Here is a 25,626-nt window from a genome sequence, read left to right on the forward strand (position 1 = left end):
CGATCGGCGTCCGCTCACCAGCGTGCCACGACCCACGCCCCACGGCCGGGCGGCGCGGATTCCCGCTGTCTGGTCCACGAGACAACGAACGGGGCGTCCCGCGATCTACACCGGGATCAGCGCGTGCGCCACGGCGAAGATCGCCAGCCCCGCGAGGGCGCCGACGACCGTGCCGTTCAGACGGATGTACTGCAGGTCGCGGCCCACCATGAGCTCGATCTTCTCCGTGGTCTCGGCCGGATCCCAGCGCTCCACGGTGTCGGTGATGATCGACGCGATGTCGTGCCGGTAGTGCTCGACGAGGAAGACGGCGGCGTCGGTGATCCAGCTGTCCACGCGGTGCTGCAGCGCCTGCTCCGTGCCGAGGCGGTGTCCGATGTCGGCGATCGCGGCGGCGGCCCGGCGGCGCAGCCCGCTGTCGGGATCGGCGAGGGAGGCCAGCAGCCCGGCCTTCGCCGTGTTCCACACCTCCGCGGCGAGCGCGCCCACGCGTGGGCTGTCGAACACGGCGGCTTTCGCGTTCTCGAGCTTCGCGCGCGTCGCCGCGTCGTGCTGCAGGTTGGCGGCGAGCCGGCCGAGGTAGCCGTCGAGGGCGCGGCGCGCGGGGTGCCGCGGATCCGCCTGCACGGCCCGCACGAACCGCACCGCCTCGTTGTACGCGGCCTCGTCCACGAAACGGTGCGCGAGGCGCGGCACCCACGCGGGCAGGCGCCGGGAGAGCAGCCCCCGGAAGGCGGCGGCATTGCCGTCCAGCCAGGTGGCGATGCTGTCCACGGCGAGGTCCACCGCGCCGCGATGCGCGTCCGCGTCCACGATCCGCTCCAGCCACGCGCCCGCGGGAGTGCCCCATTCGGGTTCGACCAGGTGCTCGCGGGCGAGATCGGCGATGAGGTCCTTCACGTCGTCGTCGCTGAGCGCGCGCAGCACCGCGGCGGCGATCGTCGATCCCTCCGCGGTGACGCGCTCCGCATGGGCGGGCACGCGCAGCCAGTCGCCCAGCCGGCGGGCGATCGCGGTGTCGGAGAGCTTGGTGCGCACGACCTCTCCGGAGAGGAAGTTGGTCTCGACGAACTCGCCCAGCGTGCGGCCGATCTCGTCCTTGCGGCTCGGGATGATCGCCGTGTGCGGGATCGGCAGGCCGAGCGGACGGCGGAACAGCGCGGTGACCGCGAACCAGTCGGCGAGCGCACCGACCATGCCGCCCTCCGCGGCGGCGCGGACGTACGCGAGCCACGGGTTGCGCCCCTCCAGCCAGAACGCGACGACGAACGCGACCGCCATCACCCCGAGCGCCGCCAGAGCCACCGCCTTCATCCGGCGCAGCGCCCGCAGGCGCTCCCGGTCCGCAGGGGACAGCAGTGCTTCACGAGCGGACGCCATGCGCCCATCCTGCCACCGCGGCCCGCATCATCCCGCCGGACCCGGCCGCGTCCCGGCGACCCCGGGGCGGTACTCTCGACCACGTGATCGAAGACATCAAGAAGCGCGCGCTGCACCGCACCAGCATCCTCGAGGGTCAGCTCCGCGGCGTCGCGAAGATGATCGAGAACGAGGACTACTGCATCGACATCATCACGCAGTCCCGGGCGATCCAGCGGTCCCTCGAGTCCCTCAACAAGCTGCTGCTGGAGAACCACCTGCGCACGCACGTCGCGCACATGTTCGACGAGGGCGGCGATCCGCGCGAACAGGCCATCGAGGAGCTGCTGAAGGCGTTCGACTTCCAGGGGAAGTAGCCAACGCGCCAGCGGATCCGGACGCATCATATTCGTTGAGGATCGCATCCTTCGCAACGGATATCGTCGCGAGTATCCAGAATCCCTTCGTTTTCCACTGTACTCGGGCCGGATCCTGTGCCAGACTCTCCGCAGCGAAGAACTCACTGTGGAGGTTTCATGAGCGCTCCAGCGCCCGTACTGGCTCAGAGCTCGGCCGCCGCCCCGACGCGCGGCGGGGTCGAGATCACCGACGTCACCAAGAGGTACGGCGAGGCCGTCGCCGTCGACCGGCTCACGCTGTCCGTCCAGCCCGGGGAGTTCCTCTCCCTGCTGGGCCCCTCCGGCTGCGGCAAGACGACGACCCTGCGCATGATCGCGGGCTTCGAGCACCCCGATGAGGGCGACATCCACCTCTCCGGACGCAGCGTGCTCGGACTGCCGCCGAACAAGCGCGAGGTCAACACCGTCTTCCAGGCGTACGCGCTGTTCCCGCATATGACCGTGGCGGAGAACGTCGCGTACGGCCTGCAGCAGCGCAAGGTGCCGAAGGCCGAGCAGCGCCAGCGCGTCGCCGAGGCCCTTGACATGGTGCAGCTGCGGCGCTTCGCCGATCGCAAGCCCACCCAGCTGAGCGGCGGGCAGCAGCAGCGCATCGCGCTGTCCCGCGCCCTGATCAACCGGCCGGCCGTGCTGCTGCTGGACGAGCCGCTCGCGGCTCTGGATCGCCAGCTGCGCGAAGAGATGCAGCTTGAGCTCAAGCTGCTGCAGTCGCGGCTCGGCACGACGTTCGTCTTCGTCACGCACGACCAGGCGGAGGCGCTGTCGATGAGCGACCGGATCGCCGTGATGCGCGCGGGCGGCATCGAACAGCTCGCCGCTCCCGCCGACATCTATGCCGACCCCGCCTCGGCCTATGTCGCCTCGTTCATCGGCCAGCAGAACTTCCTGCACGGAACGGCCGTGGGCGATGACGCGGTCGACACGTTCGCGGGAACGCTGCGCGGACGCTGGGGCGGCATCCAGGGCGCACCGGGATCGGCCGCCGTCGCGGCGATCCGGCCCGAGTTCATGCGCCTGGCCTCGCCGTCGGACGGAGCGGTCGACGGGCCCGGCGTCAACGGCACCGTGCTCGGGGTCTCGCACCTCGGCGAGACCCTGCAGGTGGCCGTCGACGTGGGCCGCGAGCAGACGTTCCTGGTGCGGATCCCCGCTCCCGGTGCTCCGGCGGTCGCGGTCGGCGATGCCGTGCGCTGCACCTGGAATCCGTCCGATGTGCGCATCTTCGCCGGCGACGGGATCCCGGAGACCGCGACGCACGTGATCGCCCTCCCGAAGGACGCGGCCTGATGGCGGATCCGGTCCGGGTCCTCGCGAACGGCGCCTCGGCGCGCAAGATCAGATCGGAGCTCACCCGGCGCGGATTCCTCGCGACCGCGATCGCGGCCTCCGGAGCGGTGCTGTTCACCGCCTGCGCTCCCGGGAAGGCATCCGCCGCGTCCGACGCGCATGGCGGCCCGCTCGAGGACAAGCTCTCGATCTACACCTGGAGCGACTACGACGACCCCCAGCTGCTGAGCGCCTTCACGAAGAAGAAGGGGCCCAGGATCGTCGTCGATGCGTTCAACTCGAACGAGGAGCTCATCGCGAAGCTCGTCGCCGCGCGCGGCACCTCGGGCTATGACATCGTCGTGCCGAGCGGGCTGTTCATCATGCCGATGGCCGAGAACGGCCTGCTCGAGAAGCTGAACCTCTCGCTCATCCCGAACTTCGCGACGATGAATCCGAACTTCATCCACCGCTCGTTCGATCCGAAGAACGAGTACTCGATCTGCAAGGCGTGGGGCACCACCGGCTACGTCTACGACAAGACCGTGATCACGCGCGAACTGCGCACCTGGGCCGACTTCGTCGACGCGGCGCAGAACGAGGCGTCGGGCAAGACCGCGGTGCTGGACGACCCGGCGCCGCTCTGCGGCATCTACTTCTGGTCGCACGACATCGACTGGAACACCACCGACAAGAAGCACATGGACGCCTGCGAGACCTTCATGACCAAGCAGCTCGCGCCGCACATCACCACATTCGACTCCGCCCCCGGCGGGCAGGTCATCCCGCAGGCCACCGCGGCCCTGGTGCAGTCGTACAGCGGGGATGCACGCACCGGCATGTCGCAGTCGAAGAACCCGGATCGCTGGCAGTGGGTGCTCGGCGCCCCGGCCACCGAGCTGTGGATGGACAACTGGGCGATCGCGAAGGGCGCCCCGCACCCCGAGGCCGCGCACGCCTTCATCAACTACATCATCGCGCCGGACGTGCAGCTCGCCCAGGTCGACTACATCGGCTACGACACCGGCGTGCAGGGCACCCAGCAGATGGCCGAGGAGGCCGGATTGGATCGCCTGGACATGGTCTACTTCGACGACGCGCAGGTGAAGACCATGCACGAGCAGAAGTTCACGAGCGCACAGGAGCGGATCGTGGCGATCTGGAACGCGACGAAGGCGGCCGCCGGTGCGTAGGCTCAGGATCCGCTTCAGCCTGGCGCTGCCGGCCTGGGCGTGGCTGCTCGTGTTCTTCGTCGTCCCGATCGGCGTGGTGATCTGGTACAGCTTCGGCTACAAGCCGAGCATCTTCGCGACCAACGCCAACGACAAGCTGTCCTTCGACCGCTACGTCGAGGCGCTCTCGCCGACGTTCTTCGCGACCTTCCAGAACACGCTCTGGGTGGGCATCGCCGGCACCCTGCTGTGCCTGGCGATCGGCGCGCCCGTCGCCTACTGGATCGCGATCAAGGCCGCACCGAACCGGCGAGGCACGCTGCTCGTGCTCGTGATGGTGCCGTTCTGGACCAACTTCCTGGTGCGCACGATCGGCTGGCAGATCATCCTCGCCCCCGAGGGCTGGCTTTCGCACGCGCTGCAGTTCCTCGGGGTGATCCCGGGACCGCTCGGGATCCTGAACACCCGCGGCGCGGTGCTGCTGGGCGTCGTCTACAACTACCTGCCGCTCATGATCCTGCCGCTGTTCGTGGCGTTCGACCGCGTGAGCGGGCCGCTGCGCGAGGCGAGCAAGGACCTCGGCGCCGGCAGCTGGAAGACGTTCCTGCGGGTCACCGTGCCGCTGGCGCAGCCCGGCATCATCGCCGGCGTGCTGCTGGTGTACATCCCGCTCATGGGCGACTACATCACCGCGACGGTGCTGGGCGGCGCGAAGGGGAACATGGTTGGGCAGATCGTCGCGAGCCAGTTCCAGACCGCGCAGAACTGGGCGCTGGGGTCGGCGATGGCGGTGCTGCTCATCCTCACGATCGCGCTGTCGATCGCCGTGGCGGCCGCGATCGGCTGGCTCGTCACGATACCGATCCGCCGCAGCTACCGCCTGACGCTCGAGGAGGCATGATGACCACTCTCACGGAACGCCCCGCCGAGCAGGCGGATCCTTCCTCGTCCGCGCCGGGAGCGGGCGCCGCGCGCGCAAAGGCGCCGCGCAACGTCAGCCGCTGGCTGCTGCCGCTGTGGGCGACGATCGTGTTCGTCTTCCTGTTCCTGCCGATCGCCATCGTCATCGTGTACTCGTTCAACGTCGGCCGCCTGCTGATCTCGTGGGACCACTTCGGCTTCGACTCGTTCGCGGCGATCGTCACGAAGCCCTCCGTGCGCGACGCGGTGCTGGTGTCGCTGCGCACGGGCCTGATCGCGGCCGTGCTGGCGACGGTGCTCGGCACCCTCGCCGGAATCGCGATGGCGCGCACGCCCGGAAAGTGGGTGCTCTGGTTCCTCGGGCTGCTGCTGCTCGTCTCGGTCACTCCGGAGATCGTGGACGCCGTCGCGCTGCTGCCGTGGGTCGTCTTCCTCGGGCAGGACCTGGGGCTGTCGATCTTCAACGACGGGACCGTGCGGCTCGTGGTGGGCCAGTCGCTGTTCTCCGTCGCGATCGTGTCGTACATCGTGCGGGCGCGGCTGGTGGGCCTCGACGCGCGGCTGGAGGAGGCCTCGGCCGACCTCTACGCGAAGCCGTTCGCGACGTTCATGAAGGTGACGCTTCCGCTGGCGATGCCCGCCGTGCTCGCGGGTTTCCTGCTCTCGTTCACGCTGGGCCTGGACAACACGATCGTCTCGGCGTTCGTGCAGGTCTCGGGGACCACGCCGTGGCCGGTGTACGTGCTGAGCGCGCTGCGCAGCGGCCTGCGGCCCGAGATCGCGGCCGTCTCGACGATCATGCTCGTGCTCACGCTCGGCGCCCTGGGGCTGGTGGCTCTGGTGCTCAAGCGCGCGGGCGACTCGGCCGCCGACATCGCCCGAACGATGGCCGGCGGCTGACCCTGGTCGTACGCTGACCTGCGTGAACCCCTCCGACCTCGCCGCGCTGCGCGGCGGCCTGCTCGCCTTCTGCTACCAGATGATGGGCTCGCCGTTCGACGCCGAAGATGCAGTGCAGGACGCGCTCGAACGGGCCTGGCGGGCGCGGGAGTCGTACGACCCGGCCGTCGCGGCACTGTCCACCTGGGTGTACCGGATCGCACGGAACGTGTGCGTGGATCGGCTGCGCGAGACGCCGCGCCGTCCATTGCCGCGTGACCTCACGGATCCGGGGATCGACGTGGGCGCGCCCCTGGTGCCGGCGCTGGACGTGCCGTGGCTGATGCCCGCTCCGTCGAGTTGGTGGGGCGAATCCGAGCCGGAGCGGGCCGTCGCGGAAGCCTCAGGGGTGCGGCTCGCGGTGACGCTCGTGCTGCAGGCGCTGCCGCCCAAGCAGCGCGGCGTGTTCATCCTGCGCGATGTGCTCGGCCACTCCGCGGGTGAGACGGCCGAGATCCTGGAGGCCAGCGTGGCGTCGGTGAACTCCGCGCTGCAGCGCGCACGGACCGCCGTGGCCGAGCGTTCGTCGCGGCCGGCCCCGCTGCGCCGCGAGACGGTGGAGCGCTACGCCCGCGCGATCGAACAGGGGGACGCGGCGACGCTCGCCACACTCGTCGCGGATGACGTGCTGTTCGAGATGCCGCCGGTGCCATACTGGTCGATCGGCCGGGAGACCTACGCCGCGTTCATGCGGTTCCTGTTCGAGTGGCAGGGCACGCGCTGGCAGACCCGGCCGATCTCGGCCAACGGGCAGCACGGGATCCTGCTCCTGCACGTCACCGACGAGGGCGCCCAGCCGCACACCGTGCAGCTGTTCGAGGCCGACGCGAGCGGCAAGCGGATCGGCCACGTGCTGGTCTACCGGGACGAGGCGCTGTTCGCGCTGTTCGAGCGGGAGGGGATCGTCGCCGACGAATTCGCTTCCGACCGATGAGTTTCGCGGATCCCGTCCGTACACCGTGATGAAGGCTCTCGCAGACGAGCGGGGCGGAACAAGGGAGCACGGCATGGCACGCATCATCGTGGCGCAGTTCATCACCCTCGACGGCGTCGTGGAGGATCCGGACGGATCCGACGGCACCCCGTTCGGCGGCTGGGCCTTCCGGCACGGCATGGAGGCGATCGCGGGGGACAAGTTCCACTACGGTCCGATCCTGCAGACCGGCGTCTTCCTGTTCGGGCGGCGCACCTGGGAGGCGTTCTCGGCGCTCTGGCCGCCGCGCGAAGCGACGGATCCGTTCGCGCGCGCCCTGAACGCGGCTGACAAGGCCGTCGTCACCGGGGGCGAGATCGACCTCGATCGCTGGCAGAACTCGAGACGGATCGCGGCGGATCCGATCGGCTGGGCGCGGAACACCGCCGAGGAGCGCGACGTCATCCTGATCGGCAGCGGATCCCTCGTCGACGCATTCGTCCGGGCGGGGGCCGTCGACGAGTACCGCCTGCGCGTCTTCCCGACGGCGACGGGGGCGGGTCGCCGGCTGTTCCCCGACGGCGCGGCGCTCGACCTCGTGAGCGTCGAGCAGATGGGGCCGACGAGTCTGGTGATCGCGACGCCGTCCCGGCCCGATCGGGGTCGTTGAGCGAGCATGTCTCGGGGTCGTTGAGCGAGCACCGACGAAGGAGGAGCGAGACGAAACGCGGTGATCCTGCGGGAAACCACGTTTCGTCTCGGTCGTCGCTGGCGCTCCGTCCTCGCTCAACGACCCCAGTCGGGCCTCACAGGACCGACTCGGCCTCTTTCAGCACACCGCGGAGGATCCCGGTGATCTCGCGGAACTCGGCCGGCCCGATCGTGAGCGGCGGGGCGAGCTGGATCACGGGATCGCCGCGGTCGTCGGCGCGGCAGTACAGCCCGGCCTCGTACAGCGCGCCGGACAGGAAACCGCGCAGCAGGCGCTCGGACTCGTCCTCGTCGAACGTCTCGCGCGTGGCCTTGTCCTTCACGAGCTCGATCCCGAAGAAGTAGCCGTCGCCGCGCACGTCGCCGACGAGAGGCAGGTCGAGCAGGGTCTCGAGTTCGGCGCGGAACAGCGGCGAGTTCTCCCGCACGCGCTCGTTGAGCTTCTCCTCCTCGAAGATGTTCAGGTTCTCGAGTGCGACCGCGGCCGAGACCGGGTGCCCGCCGAAGGTATAGCCGTGCGGGAAGACCATGTCGCCGTGGGCGAACGGCTCGTAGATCCGGTCGCTGACGATCGCTGCGCCGAGCGGGGAGTAGCCGCTCGTCATGCCCTTGGCGCAGGTGATGATGTCGGGCACGTAGTCGTAGGCGTCGCACGCGAACATGTGCCCGATCCGTCCGAACGCGCAGATCACCTCGTCAGAGACGAGCAGCACGTCGTAGCGGTCGCAGATCTCGCGCACCCGCTGGAAGTATCCGGGCGGGGGCGGGAAGCAGCCGCCCGAGTTCTGCACAGGCTCGAGGAAGATCGCGGCCACGGTGTCGGGGCCCTCGAACTGGATCATCTCCTCGATCCGGTCGGCGGCCCAGAGGCCGAACGCCTCGGGATCCGTCGGTGCGCCCATCTCGGCGGCGCGGTAGATGTTCGTGTTCGGCACCCGGAATCCGCCGGGGGTGACCGGCTCGAACATCGCCTTCATCCCCGGGATGCCCGTGATCGCGAGGGCGCCCTGCGTGGTGCCGTGGTAGGCGATCGCGCGGGAGAGCACCTTGTGCTTCATGGGCTTGCCCTGCAGCTTCCAGAAGTGCTTGGCCAGCTTGAAGGCGGTCTCGACGGCTTCGCCGCCGCCGCTCGTGAAGAACACGCGGTTCAGGTCGCCGGGGGCGTAGCCGGCCAGGCGATCCGCGAGCTCGATCGCGGAGGGGTGCGCGTACGACCACAGCGGGAAGAAGGCGAGCTGCTCCGCCTGCTTCGCGGCGGCCTCGGCGAGGCGCTTGCGGCCGTGGCCCGCGTTGACCACGAACAGGCCCGCGAGCCCGTCGATGTACTGCTTGCCCTTGTCATCCCAGATGTGGTGGCCCTCACCCCGGACGATGACCGGCACTCCGGCGCGGTCCATCGTGGACTGCCGGGTGAAGTGCATCCAGAGGTGATCGTGTGCTTTCTGTTGCAGATCGGCGCTCATGTTCCGATCTTGTCACTCGAAATCCAAAATGACAACAGAAACCGTAGGTAAATATCGGTCGATCCTGCGGATTCCGAGGTTGGATGCCTAGGCGACGGACCGCTCGACGCGCCCGACGTTCCCGAGATCGAGGCTTTGACGAGCAACCCAGAGGTCGTGGGCATCTTGCATCGCCAACCAGCTCTCGGCGGACCTTCCGAGTGCCTTCGAGAGGCGGAGCGCCATCTCCGGAGTGACCCGGCTACGGCCATTGAGGACGCGGCTCAGCGTCGAAGGCGCGACGTCGAGTTCGATCGCGAGTTCCCGTCCGCTCATGGCAAACGCGGAGAGATACACGTCGACGATGAGCTCGCCGGGGTGGGGCGGGTTGTGCATGGGGGCGAGATCGTTCATCAGTGGTAATCCTCGTAATTCAGGATGTAGGCATCTCCATCGCGGAATTCGAACGTGACCTGCCAGTTTCCGTTGACCCAGATCGACCAGCGACCGCGGCTCTCGCCTCGGAGAGCACGCAGGCGGAAGCCGGGAAGATCCACGTCGTCGACGGTCTGGGCCGAGTCGAGCACGGCGAGCTGGATACGCAGACGCTTTGTGTGATGCGGTTGCACCCCGGACGCCTTGCCCGTTTCGTAGAGCAGCCTCAAGCCCTTGTGTCGGAAGGACCTGATCATGGATAGATCGTAGCGTGTTGCGCATCACGAATCAGTGCCCCGCGCGAGCTGTCCGCTCGACGGGGCATGAAGTGATCGAGGTCGCCGCGGATCACGAACTGCGAGGTCGCAGCGACGCCGAGATCTGTGCTTGGGCGGCCGCTCGTGACCACCGCATCGTGACGGAGAACATCAAGGACTTCCGGCCGTTGCTCGTCGTCGCGACCGCGCGGGGAGACACAATGGCCGGGCTTCTGCTTGTGCATCCTCGTCGCCATCCGCGCGGGGGCGCGCAGCGGGCGGCGGCGATCGCTGAGGCGCTGGACGGGTGGCTACGCGTCTCCGCAGTCGGACTGCGTCCGATCGAGGATTGGTTGGCGTAGGGCATCGGTTGTTCGGCACTCGGCGGTGACGACGACGCCAGAGTCCATACGTCAGCGGGCGTCGATGCTCAACGCTTCGAGTCGGTCCATCAGTCGCAGGAACTCTGCAGGGGTGCTCACGCGCTGAGCGGATTCGCGGAGACTGCTCGGGCTGAAGTTGACTTGATATTTCGCTGTCAGCCACTTCTTGAAATCCGACGGCGTCGACTTCTTCGGATCCTGACGGGCCGCTCGGTGTTCTTCGTGAAGTGCTTCCCAGTCCTTGGCACGGGGTACGAAATCCTGGACCGGCAGATACTCGATCACATCGGCCAACTCGAGTCCTTCTGGAGCGATGCGATCGCTCATTCCACGTTGGAGCGCAGCCGTCAGCCAACTGACCAGATGGCCCGATTCGTCTGTCTTGTCGCTGATGCGCGAGACGACCAGATCGGCAGCGGCGTCGCTGTCGCCCTGCCTTTCCAGCGCCAGCGCAGCCGACCATGCCGATCGAACGTCATCTCCTCGCACCTTGTCCAGCAGCGCCACGACATGTGCGCGGGTGTGCGAGAAGAGAACCTGACTATCGACACTGCCGGATAGGTTCCGTGCACCGTGGATCGGGATGATCTCGATTCTCGCGCGGCGAAGTCGTTCGCCGAGGAAGGCCTCGAGCAGGCTCTGGTCGTGGACGCCCTCTACGAGGAGGAAGACCCGCGGCCACCGCAACAGATCACTGGCAGTCAACCCGAGTCTTTCGAGAGCCTTGCGGTCTGCAAGATCCAACCGCTGCACCTGTGAGCCGCCTCGCTCTCCGGATCCACGCTGGACTTCGATGAGGTTTGCCGATGGGTCGTCGAGAAGCTCGGGCGAGTGGGTCGCTGCGAACAGAACACATCGAGGGTCGATGGAATACTCGTGGAGCGCCTGAACCATTCGAGCCTCGGCGGCGCGATGGAGCCCGGACTCTGGCTCGTCCAACAGCGCAATGGCCGGCCGAAGCGGATCGGTGGGGGGAGTGAGGGAGCGTTGGTGCAGATACAGTGCGGCGTTGATCGCTTGCTTCGCCCAGTACTGTTCCGCGCGGGAAAGTGCCGTGAGCTCGACCCCATGCCCGGCCATTCTCGGCGTCGTGAACGACCATGACAGAGGTGGGAGCACCGTTCTGAAGGCGATCGGTGCCAACTGCAACACGGCGGTGGGTGGGTCGGGCATGAGCATCGCGAGGATCGTGTTCACTCGGGCGGCAAGCGCTTCGGCGATGTGCTCGGCGACCTCACTGAGAAATTCCGCGAGTTCCTGTGAACTTACGCTGTCCGCGACGCCGCGCAATTCATGGGTGTCGAGTTCTCGGTCGCCCCTGGCATGCATCGACTCGCCAGGCCCGGCAAACCCCTGAACTTCAGCCGAGAAGGCATTCTCTAACGCCATTGCACGCAATATCTTCCCCAGCAGCGCTCGCGTCGCATCGTCCGGATCACGATCCAGGGCGAGTACGTCGGCGCCGAGGTCGATCCCCTTCTCAATCTCAATGGCGGGGGTGAACTCCAGGCTGTCTTCGACGTTGTACATGAGGAAGTGCTCCGACTGCACGCTCTGTTGATGTCGTCGCGCGGTTGGCGGGCGCTCGTCAGCAGAGAGCGTGTACTGCGAAGTTTGCTCCTGATATGCCGCGAAGGCGCTATCCCACTCTTCTTGATTATCGGGCGAGTTTTGCTCGAAGTCGCGTGCGAGGTCGGTGACTTCCTGAAACTCGGATGCGATGACGGGGTGGGAGAGATCCGCGACGGGCCATGCGTCCCACGAGGGGTGCGCAGCTGTCCCCGTCGGCATGAGGAGGAAGAGGCGGGTGCTCAGCAGCTCGGCGGTCAGCGGGGGATTCGAATCCCCCGCGCGGTCGCTGATCAAGCGCTCGATGACCTGATCTGCACTGAGCCTCAGGCGGGCATGGCCGGGTGTGATCGCAGCGGCAAGAGCGTCAGCAACCGGACCTGGCATCGCCCGAACGACCACGCCGACCTCCACGTCGCTCGCAACTCCGAGAAGCGCTCCGTGGATCCCACGCAGCAGTCGTGACTTTCCGGCGCCATTCAGGCCGTACAGCACGGTGAGCCCGCGCCGCAGAGAAATGAACTCACCTCCGAGTAGCGGATCGCCCGTGATCTCGAACCCGACGATCGCTTCGGAGGGCTCGTATTCTGTGTTGGCATTCATCTGATCACCTCGAAGGCAGGGAGCTCGGCGACAAGACGCTGCGTTTCCATCGACAGGGTTACGAGCGATCCGATGAGGTTCACGACGTATCGGGGGTCGTCGTGTTCGCGCAGCCACGCGTTCGGATCGTTCACGATGCCAGACGGCTTGTCGACCTTGATGCGATAGCGATCGAGGATCCACTCCAGAGGGCTGCGACCACCGATCGTGTAGGCGTTGGCCTGTTCGGGGATGCCAGACAGCGTCAGGTGCGCGTTGACCTTGATCGCGGTGTGCTCGGTGCGCTTCGTCCACGACATCTTCTCGATCGCGTAGCGCTCGAACTCATCCTCGGGAGGATCGATCGCCCACACCTCGGTCAGTTCAAAGAGTGGAGCGCTCTCGTAGTCGATGTGCAGATCGGCCAGCGCGCGGCCGATGCGGGCGTACTCGCGGAAACCCGTCACGTGCGGGATGCGGGGGAGCATCTTCTTCAGGTCCGCCGCGTAGCGTTCCCGGTATTCCGGGTGATGCAGCAGACCGTAGACGCCGTAGAAGATGTCATCCTTCGTGATCTTGTCGTCCGCGTAGACGATGCGATACGTCTCGAGGGTGTGGTCGGTGATGTTGTCGACCCGGCGGTAACCGTCGAGGATCACGTCTTCGTTGGATTCGTCGAAGCTGGTGAAGTTGAAGCCTCCGTCCGAGGCGGTGATGGGCTCCCAGGTGTAGCGGGCGAAACACTGGGTGTCACCGTTCACGTGTAGATCAGGTAGCAGGTCTGTGATGAGCGGCTCAGCAGCGCGACGTGAGTCCGAGTTCGTGATGATGGCGATATTTGGATGTTGCGGAGTCGGGAACAACTTAGGAAGGCGATAGATCATGTCGTTCATTGCGCGGTCGAAATAGACCCATTCGCGCGTGAACGGACGGTAGACGGCCGCGCGAACGGCGTTGTTGTCCCACGCATGTGTCACACCGCGCTCCGCATCCCGGCGGAGTGCCCGGTTCCAATTGACCAGAGTGGGGTCCTCCGCATCGAAGGTGTTCGTCTTCGTAGACACAGCGTTGGAGTTCCGAATGAGGCGGCGGACGTGAGTTTCGAGCGCTGGACGACTGAAGCTGTAGCACCAGGCGTCGCGGTTCGTCTTGACGCCGTTCGATGCCAACTCGAAGATCCCGTCAGCGCCGGTGATGGCGGTGAACGACGCAAATCGGTCGTCGCGCTGGTTGATCCAGTCGCCATCCTCGTTCGGCACGAGCTCGATGTAGTCGGTTCCGCGGAGGGAAGCTTCGTCTCGAACCCGCTCGAGCTTCTCTTCGCGGGAAAGATAGTCGCCGATGTCGGCGTAGTGCACGCGCGCAGGGCCTTCGTGCTCCGGGCTCTTCACCAGGATCGCGACCGCGACGCCGGTACGGCTGCCTTCGCCGAAGACGTTGCCAGCCTCGCGCCGGCGCACATCGCCCTGCGTCCGCGCGTTGCCTCGAAGGTTGAACACGAAGATGTCGCTGAACTCCTCAGCCCAGGTCAGCCGGATCCCATCAGCAGTGTTGCCATCCACGAAGCCGGAGTTCGAGACGAACGCGATGATCCCGCGATCCTTGATCCGGTCCGTCGCCCAGCGCAGCGCGCGGTAATAGGAGTCGTAGAGCCCGTTCTTGTTCGTCGCCGTCGACTTGGCGGCGTAGGTCTCGCGGATCCGCTCATCGAGCCCGTACTTTGCGTTCTGGTTGTTGTCGTTCGCACTGCGCTGTCCTACCGAGTAGGGCGGGTTCATCACGATCACGTTGATCGGGCTGTTGCGCTCGCGTTCCAGTCGCTCCGTGTTCTCCGGGAAGACACCGCCGGCGAGCTGATTGTCGCGCTCATCCATCGCGAAGGTGTCGGTGAGGCTGATGCCGGGGAAAGCCGTATCGATGGGGGAATCCGGGGTTTCGTCTCGCTGTGCTCGCTCAACGTTCGAAGTGGCAGAGACCTCGCGGAACACGCTCTCGATGTTCACCGCGGCGATGTAGTAGCTGAGCAGCACGATCTCGTTCGCGAAGAGGTCGTGGCGGTACTTGTATTCGAGGTTCTCGGGCGGGATGATCCCGAGTTGCAGCAGCCGGGTGAGGAAGGTGCCGGTTCCCGTGAACGGATCCAGGATCTTCACGTCCCGGTCGCCGAGGCTGCGGCCGAATGCAGCACGCAACGCGTCGTCCGCCGAGCGCAGGATGTAGTCCACCACCTCGACCGGAGTGAACACGATCCCCATCCGGTCGGCCAGCTTGGGGAACGCCTTCGTGAAGAACCTGTCGTACAGCGTGACGAGCAGGCGCTGCTTCGACGTGAAGTCGGGGAGCTTGCGGATCCGATCCGTGATCCGCGAGTAGAACTCCTCGAGGGGCTCGCGCTCGCGGGCGAAGGCGGCGTTCTCGGCGAACGAGTCGATGACGACCTGCATCGCTGCCGAGACCGGGTTCGCCCGCGAGAAGCTGTCGTCGGGGAACATCGCCTCGAAGATCGGCATCGTGACGAGGTGCTGGGCGAGCAGCTCGATCGCCTCGGACTCGTCGATCTCCGGGTTGACCGTCGCCCTGAGCGCGGTGAGAAATGCCTCGAAGGGCGCGCGATCGCTGCCCTCTGCGCCGAGGTGCGCGCGAATCAGCGTGATGTACTTCTGCGCGATCTCGGAGATGTCGCCGGCCCAGTCATCCCAGTACATGCGGTCGCCGACGTTGCGGACGAGCTTGGCGTAGACGGCGTCCTTCCAGTCGTCTGCGCCGAAGAGCGGGACGGCGACGGAGGGCGCCGGCGATGCGGATCCGGAAGCGGTGGATCCGTCAGAATCCGGCATCGTGTCGCCGTCGCCGATCCCATGACCGGTGTCGCTCCTCGACGACTTCCTCGTCAGATCGATGTGCTCGATGACGATCGATTCCGGCGCCTTGCCGGTGATCGCCATCTGGTTGATCTGCGCGTCGAGGCGTTCGTCGTGCGAGCGCAGAGCCTGCAGTACCTGCCAGACGACCTTGTAGCGTTCGTTATCCGAGAGTGCGCCTTCGGCAGAAACGCCATCGGGGATCGCGATCGGCAGGATGATGTAGCCGCAGCGTTTGCCCTCAGCGCGGCGCATGACCCGGCCCACGGCCTGCACCACATCCACCTGCGACTTGCGTGCGTTCAGGAACAGCACCGCGTCGAGGCTCGGAACATCGACGCCTTCGCTGAGGCAGCGCGCGTTCGTGAGGACGCGGGCTTCAGGAGCGCCGCTCAGGCCCGCCCCGGGATCCTCCTTGAGCCAATCGAGGAGCGCTCCACGTTCGGTGGCATTCATTGTGCCGTCGACATGACGCGCCGACACCCCGAGATCGTCTGTCGGGTCATCGTTCATCAAGTTCTGCAGGTGTGAACGCACGAGCAGTGGGAAGTCCTGCGCGATGCCCTTCGAGGTCTTGATGTCGCGTGCGAACGCGACCGCGCGGCGCATCGGGGCGATGTCCTCGCCGAAGCCCTCTGCGAGGTGTCCCGCCTGACGCTTCGACATCCCGTTCCAGCAGCCGATGAGCTTGGCGACATCACTGAGCGGCAGCTCGTGCCCCTCACGGGCCATGTCCTGCTGGAACGAGGTCGCGATCTGGTCCTCGCTCACCCCCAGCACGAGCACCTTGTAATCGGTGAGCAGTTCCCGTTCGACCGCCTCGCCGAACCCGATCCTGTAGACCACCGCGCCGAAGCGCTCGACGTCGTCCATCGAGACGAGCTCGGCGTCCTGGGATCGCGCCTTGTTCTTGACATCTGCGTTGAAGATGCGCGGGGTCGCGGTCATGTAAAGCCGGTGATCGGCGTCGATCACCGCCGGGTCGTGGATCTTGACGAACTCGGAGCTGTCCTCGTCGGCGAGCGTCACGCCGGTCGTGCGGTGCGCTTCGTCGCAGATGACGAGGTCGAACGACGGCAGCCCGAGTCGCTGCGCGTCGGAGACGGCCTGGATCGACTGATAGGTCGAGAAGACGACCGTCATGCCGACGTCGAGGTCGTCGTCACCGATCAGCCGATGCAGGGTCGCGCCGTCGGTGGTGGCGGGCGCTCCGAGGTCTTCGAGCGCGACGGTCGTCAGATCGCCGTTCGCGACGCGGCCGAGCTTGCTGTCCGATCCGACAGCGAATGCGCGGAACGGCAGCTCGGGGTCATGCTCACGCGACCACTCCTCGAGCGACTGCTGCAGCAGTGCGAGGGAGGGGACGGCGAACAGGATCAGCGAGCGCTCCCCGGCCTGCTCGCGAGTCCAGCGCTCGGCAATCTTCAGCGCGGTGAACGTCTTGCCTGTGCCGCACGCCATCACCATGGTGCCGCGCTCGGCGTGATGCTCCGCGAAGGCGTTCATCACGGCGCCGACCGCATCGTGCTGGTGTGGCCGGAGCTGCTTGCGCTCGTGGATGCCGGGCGCGGTGCGGGGATCCAACAGGTCGTACGAAGACCAGTCGACCTGGCTGTGGCGAAGCGCATCGAGCGTGATCCGGCGGATCGGCTTGGTCCGGTTCTTCAGCGCCTCCTGCGCATTGGTCGACCAGGCTCCGTCGGTCGTGTCCACGACGATGCCGCCGGCGAACGGCTCACGCCCGACGGCTTCGAAGAACGAGTCGAGGTCGCTCTTCTGCATCCGATGAGAGGCGGCGAAGAACTTCACCTGTACGGCGAGCAGCTCGCCGGCCTTCGTCTGCGCGACGAGGTCGATCCCGGTGTCGGGGCGCCCCTCGCGTCCGGGCCAGTCCTTCCACAGCCACACGTCCTGCAGCTGATCGGCGCGCAGCGGCTCGAGTCGCAGGAAGTGCCGCACGAGCTCCTCGAGGTAGTTGCCCTGCATCCGCTTGGAGTCGGCGAGAGCGCGGAACTGCGTGAGCAGAGCGTCGAAGGGCGTCGTATCCTCGGGCTCAGGGACGAAGCGGACGTGGACGGGAAGGTCCTCGGCGGTCATGCGGCATCGCTCCCGGGTAGGCGTCGCAACGAGATGCGAGACCAGAACCGAGAGGAAATAACCTCGCGTAGTTAACCTAGTGGTACTAAACCTTCGTGTTTTCGCGTGCGGGGATTACCAAAGATGAGTGCCCGAAACTCCTGAGGATCCGCGTGTCGAGCTCGGCCGGCGGCTTGCCGAGATCCGGATCCGTCAGTCGCTGACGATCCAGGGGCTCGCGGCGGCGAGCGAGCTGGATCCCTCGAATCTGCGCACCATCGAGAAGGGGCAGGGCAACCCTCGGCTGGCCACGATCCTGAAGCTCGCCGGGGTGCTCGAGGTCGACCTCGTCGAGCTGTTCCGAGGGCTTGATCCGTACGGCCTCACCGGCAAGGACGAGCCGCACCCGCTGAGCTCGTTCGAGGCGAGTTTCTGGCGCCCGAAGGATCGCATCGCCTGATGCCGGAGTTCGGCTCCGCGGCTGGCGGCGCTGAGCCCGCCGATCCTCAGGGCAGCGGCACGGCCTCGGTGTCGGGGATCGGGGAGGCGTCGCGGTGGCGCAGGTCAGGGAAGGCCCGGACGAAGACCACCGACACGATCAGTCCGACCGCCGCGAAGAGGGTGGCGGCGAGATAGGCGCCCGCGGGGCTTCCGGAGCGGTCGATCAGGAAGCCGGCGACAGCGGATCCGGCCGCCGCGCCGATGAGCTGGCCGGTGCCGACCCAGCCGTAGGCCTCGGCGGTCTCGGAGAACTTGACGCTCGCCGAGGTGATCGCGAACAGCACGGCGAGCGCGGGCGCGATCCCGATGCCGGCGGCGATCAGCGTGCCGCCGAGCCAGAACACGTTGAGGGAGAACATCGTCAGTGACAGCCCTACAGCGACGATCGCGAGGCGGCGCGCCATCGCCCACGGCCCGATCGGCACCCGTCCGGAGGCGAGGCCGCCGATGAGGCTGCCGAGTGAGAAGACCGCCAGCACGAGACCGGCCTGCAGCCCGCCCTCGTCGAACGTCTTCACCACGCCGACCTCGACCGCGGAGCACGCACCGATCAGCAGGAAGCCGATCACCGTCGCCAGCAGCACCGGCGGCTTCAGCACGACGGCGCCGAAGCCGCGGCGGCTGCGCGGGATCCGCACCCGTCCCACCTCGGGGGAGAGGATGAACCAGGCGCCGCCAGCCACGAGCACCGCCGCGACGAGCAGCAGACCCTGCTGGGATCCGACCTGGGTCGAGACGATCGTGATGACGACCGGGGCGACGATCCAGATGATCTCCTGCAGTGACGCGTCGAGGGAGAACAGCGGTGTCAGCTGGGAGGAGTTCACCAGCTTCGGGTAGATCGTGCGTACCGCGGACTGGACCGGCGGGGTGGAGAGCCCCGCGATGAGACCCAGCGCCATGTACCCCGGCAGGGGGAGCGCGAGGAAGGCGAGTCCGAGGAAGGAGAGCACGCAGACCGCGAGTGTCAAGGTGAGCACCCTGCGCATGCCCCAGCGGCCCATCCAGCGGCTCGTGATGGGGCCGGCCACGGCCTGCCCCACGGAGGCCGAAGCGAGCACGAGCCCTGCCGCGCCGTAGGAGCCGGTGATGTGCTCGACGTGCAGCAGGATCGCCAGGCTCGACATGCCGTTCGGGAATCGCGCGGTCAGCTGCGCGGCGATGATGCGCCCCACCCCGGGAGCACGCAAGAGCTCTCTGTATCCCGATCCGGCCACGGATCAACGTTACCGGTCGGCGGTCCGCGGGAGGGGTCGGGAGCGGCTGCGCGCGGCCGGCGGCGCGACACGCCGACGACACGCCGAAGGGCGAATTCCACAGCCTGGGGAATGTCGGAGGCCCGCTCTACGGTGACTTCTGTGGACGGATCCGGACCAGGCATCCGGGACCCGCGGGATATCGCGGATCGTGGGTGCTCACGAGCGGCGGCGACCTGTGGACAAGGTGGTGGAGAACCTGTGTCGAACCGGTGGAGAGCGGTGGAAAACTACAGGCTTGTAACTACTACCCCTTGTGGTCGACCCGAATGTCCGTCCCCATATGTAGTATTGAAGTCCCGGCGGGGTCACCTGTCCGAAAGCCGGGTTCTGAGGGGAAGAAGAGGCGAATCACATGTCCATCACGGTCTACACCAAGCCCTCCTGCGTGCAGTGCAACGCGACGTATCGCGCACTCGACGCGAAGGGCATCGAGTACGAGGTGCACGACGTCTCGGAAGACGCCGCAGCGCTCGAGCACGTGAAGTCGCTCGGCTACCTGCAGGCTCCCGTCGTGGTCACCGATGAGGGCCACTGGTCGGGCTTCCGTCCCGACAAGATCGACGAGCTCGCCGCTCGCCTGGCGTAGAGCCTGCTGAAGGGGGCGATCTCATGAACGCCGCCACCGCGACCGCAGCGCCGCTGCTGGTCTACTTCTCGAGCATCTCGGGCAACACCGCCCGCTTCGTCGACAAGCTGGGTCTTCCGGCGCGGCGGATCCCGTTGCACAGCACCGAGGATCCGCTGGTCGTCGATGAGCCGTTCGTGCTCGTCACGCCGACCTACGGCGGCGGGCAGGGACGCGGCGAGGAGAAAGGCGCGGTACCCAAGCAGGTCATCCGGTTCCTCAACGACGAGCGCAACCGGCGTCACATCCGCGGAGTCATCTCCGCAGGCAACACCAACTTCGGCGAGGCGTTCTGCGCAGCCGGTGACATCATCAGCCGCAAGTGCCACGTGCCCCACTTGTACCGGCTCGAAATCTACGGCACACAGAACGACGTCGATCGGGTGACCGACGGATTGGAACGATGGTGGAAGCAGCACTGAAGGACGAGACGGCGTTCAAGGTCAACGCGGCGTATGAGGGGCTCGATTATCACGCCCTGAACGCGATGCTGAACCTGTACGACGCGGACGGCAAGATCCAGTTCGATGCGGACAAGCGCGCTGCGCGGGAGTACTTCCTGCAGCACGTGAACCAGAACACGGTGTTCTTCCACTCGCTCAAGGAGCGCCTGGACTACCTCGTGGAGAAGGAGTACTACGAGGGCGCCGTGCTCGAGCGCTACACGCCCGAGTTCATCCAGAAGCTGAACGACCTCGCCTACGGCAAGAAGTTCCGGTTCGAGACGTTCCTCGGCGCGTTCAAGTACTACACCAGCTACACGCTGAAGACCTTCGACGGCAAGCGCTACCTCGAGCGTTTCGAGGACCGCGTCGTGATGACCGCCCTCGCCCTCGCGGACGGCGACGAGAAGCTCGCCGTGAACCTCGTCGACGAGATCATCTCGGGCCGGTTCCAGCCGGCCACCCCGACGTTCCTGAACGCCGGCAAGGCGCAGCGCGGCGAGCTGGTCAGCTGCTTCCTGCTGCGCATCGAAGACAACATGGAATCGATCGCCCGCGGCATCAACTCCGCCCTGCAGCTGTCCAAGCGCGGCGGCGGCGTGGCGCTGCTGCTCTCGAACATCCGCGAGTCCGGCGCCCCGATCAAGCAGATCGAGAACCAGTCCTCCGGCATCATCCCGGTGATGAAGCTGCTCGAAGACAGCTTCAGCTACGCCAACCAGCTGGGGGCCCGTCAGGGCGCCGGTGCGGTGTACCTCTCGGCGCACCACCCCGACATCATGCGGTTCCTCGACACCAAGCGCGAGAACGCCGATGAGAAGATCCGCATCAAGACGCTGTCGCTCGGCGTCGTCGTGCCGGACATCACGTTCGAGCTCGCGAAGAACGATGAGGACATGTACCTGTTCTCGCCCTACGACGTCGAGCGCGTCTACGGCGTGCCGTTCGGGGACATCTCGGTCACCGAGAAGTACCGCGAGATGGTCGACGACCCGCGCATCAAGAAGACCAAGATCAACGCGCGCGAGTTCTTCCAGACGATCGCCGAGATCCAGTTCGAGTCGGGCTACCCGTACATCATGTTCGAGGACACGGTGAACAAGGCCAACCCGATCAAGGGCCGGATCAACATGTCCAACCTGTGCAGCGAGATCCTGCAGGTGAACACCCCGACGACCTACAACGAGGACCTCTCGTACGGCCAGATCGGCAAGGACATCTCCTGCAACCTCGGCTCCATGAACATCGCCCTGGCGATGGACGCCGACGATCTCGGTCAGACGGTGGAGACCGCGATCCGCGCGCTCACCGCGGTGAGCAACCAGAGCCACATCGGCTCGGTGCGCTCGATCGAGGACGGCAACGACCGCTCGCACGCGATCGGTCTCGGCCAGATGAACCTGCACGGCTACCTCGCCCGTGAGCGGGTGTTCTACGGATCCGATGAGGGCATCGACTTCACGAACATCTACTTCTACACGGTGCTCTTCCACGCGCTGCGGGCCTCCAACCTGCTCGCGATCGAGCGCGGCACGGCCTTCGACGGCTTCGAGGACTCCACCTACGCGTCGGGTGAGTTCTTCGACAAGTACCTCGAGCGCGCCTGGGAGCCCGAGACCGAGAAGGTCAAGGAGCTCTTCACGGGCAAGCACATCCCGACCCAGCAGGACTGGGCCGAGCTGAAGGACTCCATCCAGAAGCACGGCATCTACAACCAGAACCTGCAGGCGGTGCCGCCGACCGGATCCATCTCGTACATCAACAACTCGACGAGCTCGATTCACCCGATCGCGTCGAAGATCGAGATCCGCAAGGAAGGCAAGCTCGGCCGCGTCTACTACCCGGCGCCGTTCATGACGAACGACAACCTGGAGTACTACCAGGACGCGTACGAGATCGGCTACGAGAAGGTCATCGACACCTACGCCGCCGCCACTCAGCACGTCGACCAGGGCCTGTCGCTGACGCTGTTCTTCAAGGACACCGCGTCGACCCGCGACATCAACAAGGCGCAGATCTACGCCTGGCGCAAGGGCATCAAGACGATCTACTACATCCGCCTGCGTCAGATGGCGCTCGAGGGCACGGACATGGCTGAGTGCGTCTCGTGCATGCTTTGACTCTCTGATCAGGTATTATTCTGAAGGAATGATATGACTCCCGAACCGCTCAAGCTGGTCGACCGCGTGCAGGCGATCAACTGGAACAAGATCCAGGACGACAAGGACCTCGAGGTCTGGAACCGCCTGGTGAACAACTTCTGGCTGCCCGAGAAGGTGCCGCTGTCGAACGACATCCAGTCGTGGAACACGCTCACCGCCGAGGAGCAGACGCTCACGATGCGCGTGTTCACCGGCCTGACGCTGCTGGACACCATCCAGGGCACCGTCGGCGCCGTGTCGCTCATCCCCGATGCGCTCACGCCGCACGAGGAGGCCGTCTACACGAACATCGCGTTCATGGAGTCGGTGCACGCGAAGAGCTATTCGTCGATCTTCTCGACGCTGTGCTCGACGAAGGAGATCGACGAGGCGTTCCGCTGGTCGGTGGAGAACCAGAATCTGCAGAAGAAGGCGCAGATCGTCATGGACTACTACCACGGCGACGATCCCCTCAAGCGGAAGGTCGCCTCGACGCTGCTTGAGTCGTTCCTCTTCTACTCGGGCTTCTACCTGCCGATGCACTGGTCCTCGCGCGCCAAGCTCACCAACACGGCCGACCTGATCCGCCTCATCATCCGCGATGAGGCCGTGCACGGGTACTACATCGGCTACAAGTACCAGCGCGGGCTCGAGACGCTCGACCAGGCCCGCAAGGACGAGCTCAAGGACTACACGTTCTCGCTGATGTACGAGCTCTACGACAACGAGGTGCAGTACACGCAGGACCTGTACGACGGCGTCGGGCTCACCGAAGACGTCAAGCGCTTCCTGCACTACAACGCCAACAAGGCGCTGATGAACCTCGGCTATGAGGCGATGTTCCCGGCGTCCGTGACGAACGTGAACCCGGCCATCCTTTCGGCCCTGTCCCCGAACGCAGACGAGAATCACGACTTCTTCTCAGGATCCGGATCCTCGTACGTCATCGGCAAGGCGGAGTCCACCGAGGACGAGGACTGGGACTTCTAAGCTCCAGATTTCAGGCAAAGCCCGAAAGGGCTGATGAGAGGCCAGGACCTGCAGATTTCTCCAGGTCCTGGCCTCTTTTTGTGCTCTCTGTCACTGAACAGAGGAGGACGCAGATGAACACCAATACCCATTCGACAGGGCACGCAGGGGGCACGAGCTCACCTACGGGACGGGCGAGGGGATGCGAAACGACCGAAATTCGCGTCGCGCGCACTCCCGAGGCCGTGCCCCATCGTGCCCCTCGTGGTGCAGACAAGCGCCGGTTAACCGCGAAATCACGCGGAAGTTGGGTGCTCTGTCCCATGAGGGGCACGGAGGGGCACGACGGCCCACAGACGGTCGTTCTAGTCCACGGGAGGGCATCATGAGCACGCCGAAGACGAAGCAATCCGCGGCCAAACGCGAAGCATGGGGGAGGCTGCGAAAGCTCCCCTCCGGGCGCTGGCAAGCTCGCTACCCAGGGCCGGACGGCAAGATGCATCCCGCTCGCACCGACGACGACAAGTCGCTCACGTTCCTCACCAAGACAGACGCTCGCACCTGGCTCGCCAGCGTGCAGACGAAGATCGCTCTCGGGCAGTGGATGCCGCCCGCGCAACTCGCAGCGCGTCGCCGGGAAGAAGCAAAGGCAGACGAAGCCAGGTCGATCGGCTTCAACGAGTATTCCGAGAGCTGGATTGAGATGATCCGTACTCAGCCCAACCGCAGCGGCAAGAAACGAGCAGTCGGCACCGTGCGGGCATACAAGAGCAAGCTCACCGGCTACCTGATGCCTGAGTTCGGAGACACGCCGATTCGCGAGATCGACAAGGCGAGGATTCGCGAGATGACCGATCGGTTGGATCAGATTCCGTCGCCGCTCAATCCGAGGTCGAAGTTCAACGGCATCACCACGCCGGTGCTCGTCGTACTCATGATGATCCTGCGCCAAGCTGTCCGAGACGGCATCATCCCTGCTGCTCCAGACATCTCGATCCCGAAGCAGCCCGCTGTTCGACATGACGCCGACCATGATCCCAACGAGGACGTGGCCAGCCCCGAACAGGTTGAAGAACTGTATGAGGCGATGCCCGACCAATGGTCGATCGGTGTCATGTTCGCGGCCTGGTGCCAGCTGCGCCGCGCCGAGTGCCTGGGGCTTCAACGTCGCGACATCGAATGGCACGACGATGGATCCGCAACCGTGCACGTTCGACGGCAGCTGAACGCGAATACCGGGGACTACACGCTGTTGAAGAGCGATGCAGGTAAGCGCTCCGTCAGCATCCCGAGCATCATGATTGAGCGACTCAAAGTGCATCTCGACACCTACGTCGAACCGGAGGCGAAAGCTCCCATCCTTCCAACCAGCGTTCGTGGGATCGTGCCTCTCTCGAACACTCGGTGGGGATACATCTGGGGCGACGCACGAGAGGCCGTTGCAGGCCTGCCGCTCCGCTTTCGCTTCCATGATCTCCGCCATACCGGGCTGACTCTCTTTGCTCAAGAAGGTGCGACACTCGCTGAACTCATGCGACGTGGTGGCCACTCGGACATGCGGATCGTGCTTCGCTACCAGCACGCCACGATGAACCGTGATCGAGAACTCGCAGAGCGGATGAGTGAACGTGTAGCTCAGAGGATCGCCGAGGCGAAGAACAAAGCGGAGACGGCCTTGCCGGACGGGGAAGAGTACCTGTGATGTGATCACTCGTCACTTCGCAGGAGGCATCGCCATGACCAGTCAGAATAGGCCCAACAGCCCGGTGACATCGTTGGTGTCATTGACCGTTGCCGCCGAGCAGTACGGGGTGTCGGTAAAGACCCTTCGCCGCCGCATCGCTGACGGCACCGTGCATGGATACCGACTCGGTAGGCTCATCCGCGTTGACCTTGATGAGCTTCGAGACAAACTGCTCGTGGAGATGCCAACCGCAAGATAGGTCAAGAGCGAGCGATAACCTGCTCGACTGAGAAGAACGCCCTGCGTCGTGAGACGCAGGGCGTTCTTCTCTTCGTGCTTGTTACGGTTGTGCGACGAGCAGTCGGGGGAGAGGCAGCCGGATCAGCTGCTGCGAGGCGACTGGCGCGATGCTCCCTGAATCGAACTGCGATGAGCCTGGCGAGGCTGACCGGCCCCATCAGCGCGAAGCGGAAGCCGTTGTAGGTGCCCAGAAGCACAATGAGATTGAGCCAGCCGGGCGCACCATTGGCAATGAGTGTTGTGCACAAGTACGCCAGTGCGAAGTAGCCTGCGCCGACTAGCATCGCAGGCCCGCCCCACTTCAGCCCGCGTCGAGTGCGGAGACGATTGAGCAGAATGTTGCTCGGGGCGGATCGGCGCAGACACTCGTGGACGAAACTCGCGACGATGAGAATGAGA

General features: G+C 65.8%; 21 protein-coding genes. 14 read left to right on the forward strand and 7 right to left on the reverse strand.

Annotated features, from left to right (window positions below; translation table 11 throughout):
- Positions 1-105: 105 nt before the first annotated feature.
- Positions 106-1,380: a DUF445 domain-containing protein gene (locus tag ABD882_RS11870; RefSeq protein ID WP_345187192.1), complete on the reverse strand. Its 1,275-nt coding sequence runs from the start codon at positions 1,378-1,380 to the stop codon at positions 106-108.
- An 83-nt stretch (positions 1,381-1,463) separates the two neighbouring features.
- Between ABD882_RS11870 and ABD882_RS11875 the strand changes: the two genes are divergently transcribed.
- The 7 genes from ABD882_RS11875 to ABD882_RS11905 all read left to right on the forward strand — a co-directional run bounded on the left by ABD882_RS11875 (position 1,464) and on the right by ABD882_RS11905 (position 7,659).
- Positions 1,464-1,736 (forward strand): metal-sensitive transcriptional regulator, encoded by a 273-nt coding sequence (locus tag ABD882_RS11875; RefSeq protein ID WP_345187194.1) that lies wholly within the window; start codon positions 1,464-1,466, stop codon positions 1,734-1,736.
- A 159-nt stretch (positions 1,737-1,895) separates the two neighbouring features.
- Positions 1,896-3,065, forward strand: a complete 1,170-nt coding sequence (locus tag ABD882_RS11880; RefSeq protein ID WP_345187195.1) for an ABC transporter ATP-binding protein — start codon at positions 1,896-1,898, stop codon at positions 3,063-3,065.
- Positions 3,065-4,237, forward strand: a complete 1,173-nt coding sequence (locus ABD882_RS11885) for a polyamine ABC transporter substrate-binding protein (RefSeq protein WP_345187196.1) — start codon at positions 3,065-3,067, stop codon at positions 4,235-4,237. The genes ABD882_RS11880 and ABD882_RS11885 overlap by 1 nt, the downstream gene beginning before the upstream one ends.
- Positions 4,230-5,117, forward strand: coding sequence for an ABC transporter permease (locus tag ABD882_RS11890; RefSeq protein WP_345187197.1), 888 nt, complete (start codon positions 4,230-4,232; stop codon positions 5,115-5,117). Before ABD882_RS11885 ends, ABD882_RS11890 begins: the two co-directional genes overlap by 8 nt.
- Positions 5,117-6,037 carry an ABC transporter permease gene (locus tag ABD882_RS11895; protein ID WP_345187199.1) on the forward strand — a complete coding sequence of 307 codons (921 nt, stop codon included), beginning with the start codon at positions 5,117-5,119 and terminating at the stop codon, positions 6,035-6,037. The genes ABD882_RS11890 and ABD882_RS11895 overlap by 1 nt, the downstream gene beginning before the upstream one ends.
- Before the next feature lie 22 nt (positions 6,038-6,059).
- The gene (locus ABD882_RS11900) at positions 6,060-7,010 is read left to right on the forward strand and encodes an RNA polymerase subunit sigma-70 (protein ID WP_345187200.1); all 951 of its coding nucleotides are present in this window, start codon (positions 6,060-6,062) and stop codon (positions 7,008-7,010) included.
- Between the two features lie 73 nt (positions 7,011-7,083).
- Positions 7,084-7,659, forward strand: coding sequence for a dihydrofolate reductase family protein (locus ABD882_RS11905; protein WP_345187202.1), 576 nt, complete (start codon positions 7,084-7,086; stop codon positions 7,657-7,659).
- A 136-nt stretch (positions 7,660-7,795) separates the two neighbouring features.
- Here ABD882_RS11905 and ABD882_RS11910 read toward each other — a convergent pair whose 3' ends face one another.
- The 3 genes from ABD882_RS11910 to ABD882_RS11920 all read right to left on the reverse strand — a co-directional run bounded on the left by ABD882_RS11910 (position 7,796) and on the right by ABD882_RS11920 (position 9,834).
- Entirely contained in the window at positions 7,796-9,163 is a 1,368-nt protein-coding gene (locus ABD882_RS11910) for an aspartate aminotransferase family protein (RefSeq protein WP_345187204.1), read from the reverse strand.
- A gap of 87 nt (positions 9,164-9,250) precedes the next feature.
- The gene (locus ABD882_RS11915) at positions 9,251-9,556 is read right to left on the reverse strand and encodes a HigA family addiction module antitoxin (RefSeq protein WP_345187205.1); all 306 of its coding nucleotides are present in this window, start codon (positions 9,554-9,556) and stop codon (positions 9,251-9,253) included.
- A complete protein-coding gene (locus tag ABD882_RS11920; protein ID WP_345187207.1) occupies positions 9,556-9,834 on the reverse strand; it encodes a type II toxin-antitoxin system RelE/ParE family toxin in 279 nt (92 codons plus the stop codon). The genes ABD882_RS11915 and ABD882_RS11920 overlap by 1 nt, the downstream gene beginning before the upstream one ends.
- A gap of 14 nt (positions 9,835-9,848) precedes the next feature.
- On the opposite strand from ABD882_RS11920, the gene ABD882_RS11925 reads away from it, so the two are divergent.
- The gene (locus ABD882_RS11925) at positions 9,849-10,196 is read left to right on the forward strand and encodes a DUF5615 family PIN-like protein (RefSeq protein ID WP_345187209.1); all 348 of its coding nucleotides are present in this window, start codon (positions 9,849-9,851) and stop codon (positions 10,194-10,196) included.
- A gap of 51 nt (positions 10,197-10,247) precedes the next feature.
- Here the strand turns inward: ABD882_RS11925 and ABD882_RS11930 are convergent, their stop codons facing one another.
- Together ABD882_RS11930 and ABD882_RS11935 are read right to left on the reverse strand one after the other, a co-directional pair.
- Entirely contained in the window at positions 10,248-12,389 is a 2,142-nt protein-coding gene (locus tag ABD882_RS11930; protein ID WP_345187210.1) for an ATP-dependent nuclease, read from the reverse strand.
- On the reverse strand, positions 12,386-17,326 hold the full coding sequence (locus ABD882_RS11935) for a DEAD/DEAH box helicase (RefSeq protein ID WP_345187212.1): 4,941 nt from the start codon (positions 17,324-17,326) through the stop codon (positions 12,386-12,388). Before ABD882_RS11935 ends, ABD882_RS11930 begins: the two co-directional genes overlap by 4 nt.
- A gap of 127 nt (positions 17,327-17,453) precedes the next feature.
- On the opposite strand from ABD882_RS11935, the gene ABD882_RS11940 reads away from it, so the two are divergent.
- Positions 17,454-17,765, forward strand: a complete 312-nt coding sequence (locus ABD882_RS11940) for a helix-turn-helix domain-containing protein (protein WP_345187214.1) — start codon at positions 17,454-17,456, stop codon at positions 17,763-17,765.
- A gap of 46 nt (positions 17,766-17,811) precedes the next feature.
- Here the strand turns inward: ABD882_RS11940 and ABD882_RS11945 are convergent, their stop codons facing one another.
- Positions 17,812-19,023, reverse strand: a complete 1,212-nt coding sequence (locus ABD882_RS11945) for an MFS transporter (RefSeq protein WP_345187216.1) — start codon at positions 19,021-19,023, stop codon at positions 17,812-17,814.
- A 394-nt stretch (positions 19,024-19,417) separates the two neighbouring features.
- On the opposite strand from ABD882_RS11945, the gene nrdH reads away from it, so the two are divergent.
- From nrdH to ABD882_RS11970, 5 genes are all read left to right on the forward strand, one after another.
- A complete protein-coding gene (gene nrdH, locus ABD882_RS11950) occupies positions 19,418-19,651 on the forward strand; it encodes a glutaredoxin-like protein NrdH (RefSeq protein WP_345187217.1) in 234 nt (77 codons plus the stop codon).
- Between the two features lie 23 nt (positions 19,652-19,674).
- Positions 19,675-20,112, forward strand: coding sequence for a class Ib ribonucleoside-diphosphate reductase assembly flavoprotein NrdI (gene nrdI / locus ABD882_RS11955; RefSeq protein ID WP_345187219.1), 438 nt, complete (start codon positions 19,675-19,677; stop codon positions 20,110-20,112).
- The gene (nrdE, locus tag ABD882_RS11960; protein WP_345187220.1) at positions 20,094-22,253 is read left to right on the forward strand and encodes a class 1b ribonucleoside-diphosphate reductase subunit alpha; all 2,160 of its coding nucleotides are present in this window, start codon (positions 20,094-20,096) and stop codon (positions 22,251-22,253) included. The genes nrdI and nrdE overlap by 19 nt, the downstream gene beginning before the upstream one ends.
- A 33-nt stretch (positions 22,254-22,286) precedes the next feature.
- Entirely contained in the window at positions 22,287-23,264 is a 978-nt protein-coding gene (gene nrdF, locus ABD882_RS11965; RefSeq protein WP_345187221.1) for a class 1b ribonucleoside-diphosphate reductase subunit beta, read from the forward strand.
- Positions 23,265-23,628: 364 nt separating this feature from the next.
- A complete protein-coding gene (locus ABD882_RS11970; protein WP_345187222.1) occupies positions 23,629-24,945 on the forward strand; it encodes a tyrosine-type recombinase/integrase in 1,317 nt (438 codons plus the stop codon).
- Positions 24,946-25,626: the final 681 nt, after the last annotated feature.

This window comes from Microbacterium panaciterrae, assembly GCF_039541635.1.
Lineage (GTDB): Bacteria > Actinomycetota > Actinomycetes > Actinomycetales > Microbacteriaceae > Microbacterium > Microbacterium panaciterrae.

Coding starts and splice junctions, on each gene's coding strand:
- ABD882_RS11870 (WP_345187192.1), bottom strand. CDS start 1,380: ATGGCGTCCGCTCGTGAAGCACTGCTGTCCCCTGCGGACCGGGAGCGC.
- ABD882_RS11880 (WP_345187195.1), top strand. CDS start 1,896: ATGAGCGCTCCAGCGCCCGTACTGGCTCAGAGCTCGGCCGCCGCCCCG.
- ABD882_RS11885 (WP_345187196.1), top strand. CDS start 3,065: ATGGCGGATCCGGTCCGGGTCCTCGCGAACGGCGCCTCGGCGCGCAAG.
- ABD882_RS11895 (WP_345187199.1), top strand. CDS start 5,117: ATGACCACTCTCACGGAACGCCCCGCCGAGCAGGCGGATCCTTCCTCG.
- ABD882_RS11905 (WP_345187202.1), top strand. CDS start 7,084: ATGGCACGCATCATCGTGGCGCAGTTCATCACCCTCGACGGCGTCGTG.
- ABD882_RS11910 (WP_345187204.1), bottom strand. CDS start 9,163: ATGAGCGCCGATCTGCAACAGAAAGCACACGATCACCTCTGGATGCAC.
- ABD882_RS11915 (WP_345187205.1), bottom strand. CDS start 9,556: ATGAACGATCTCGCCCCCATGCACAACCCGCCCCACCCCGGCGAGCTC.
- ABD882_RS11920 (WP_345187207.1), bottom strand. CDS start 9,834: ATGATCAGGTCCTTCCGACACAAGGGCTTGAGGCTGCTCTACGAAACG.
- ABD882_RS11930 (WP_345187210.1), bottom strand. CDS start 12,389: ATGAATGCCAACACAGAATACGAGCCCTCCGAAGCGATCGTCGGGTTC.
- ABD882_RS11935 (WP_345187212.1), bottom strand. CDS start 17,326: ATGACCGCCGAGGACCTTCCCGTCCACGTCCGCTTCGTCCCTGAGCCC.
- nrdH (WP_345187217.1), top strand. CDS start 19,418: ATGTCCATCACGGTCTACACCAAGCCCTCCTGCGTGCAGTGCAACGCG.
- nrdI (WP_345187219.1), top strand. CDS start 19,675: ATGAACGCCGCCACCGCGACCGCAGCGCCGCTGCTGGTCTACTTCTCG.
- nrdE (WP_345187220.1), top strand. CDS start 20,094: ATGGTGGAAGCAGCACTGAAGGACGAGACGGCGTTCAAGGTCAACGCG.
- nrdF (WP_345187221.1), top strand. CDS start 22,287: ATGACTCCCGAACCGCTCAAGCTGGTCGACCGCGTGCAGGCGATCAAC.
- ABD882_RS11970 (WP_345187222.1), top strand. CDS start 23,629: ATGAGCACGCCGAAGACGAAGCAATCCGCGGCCAAACGCGAAGCATGG.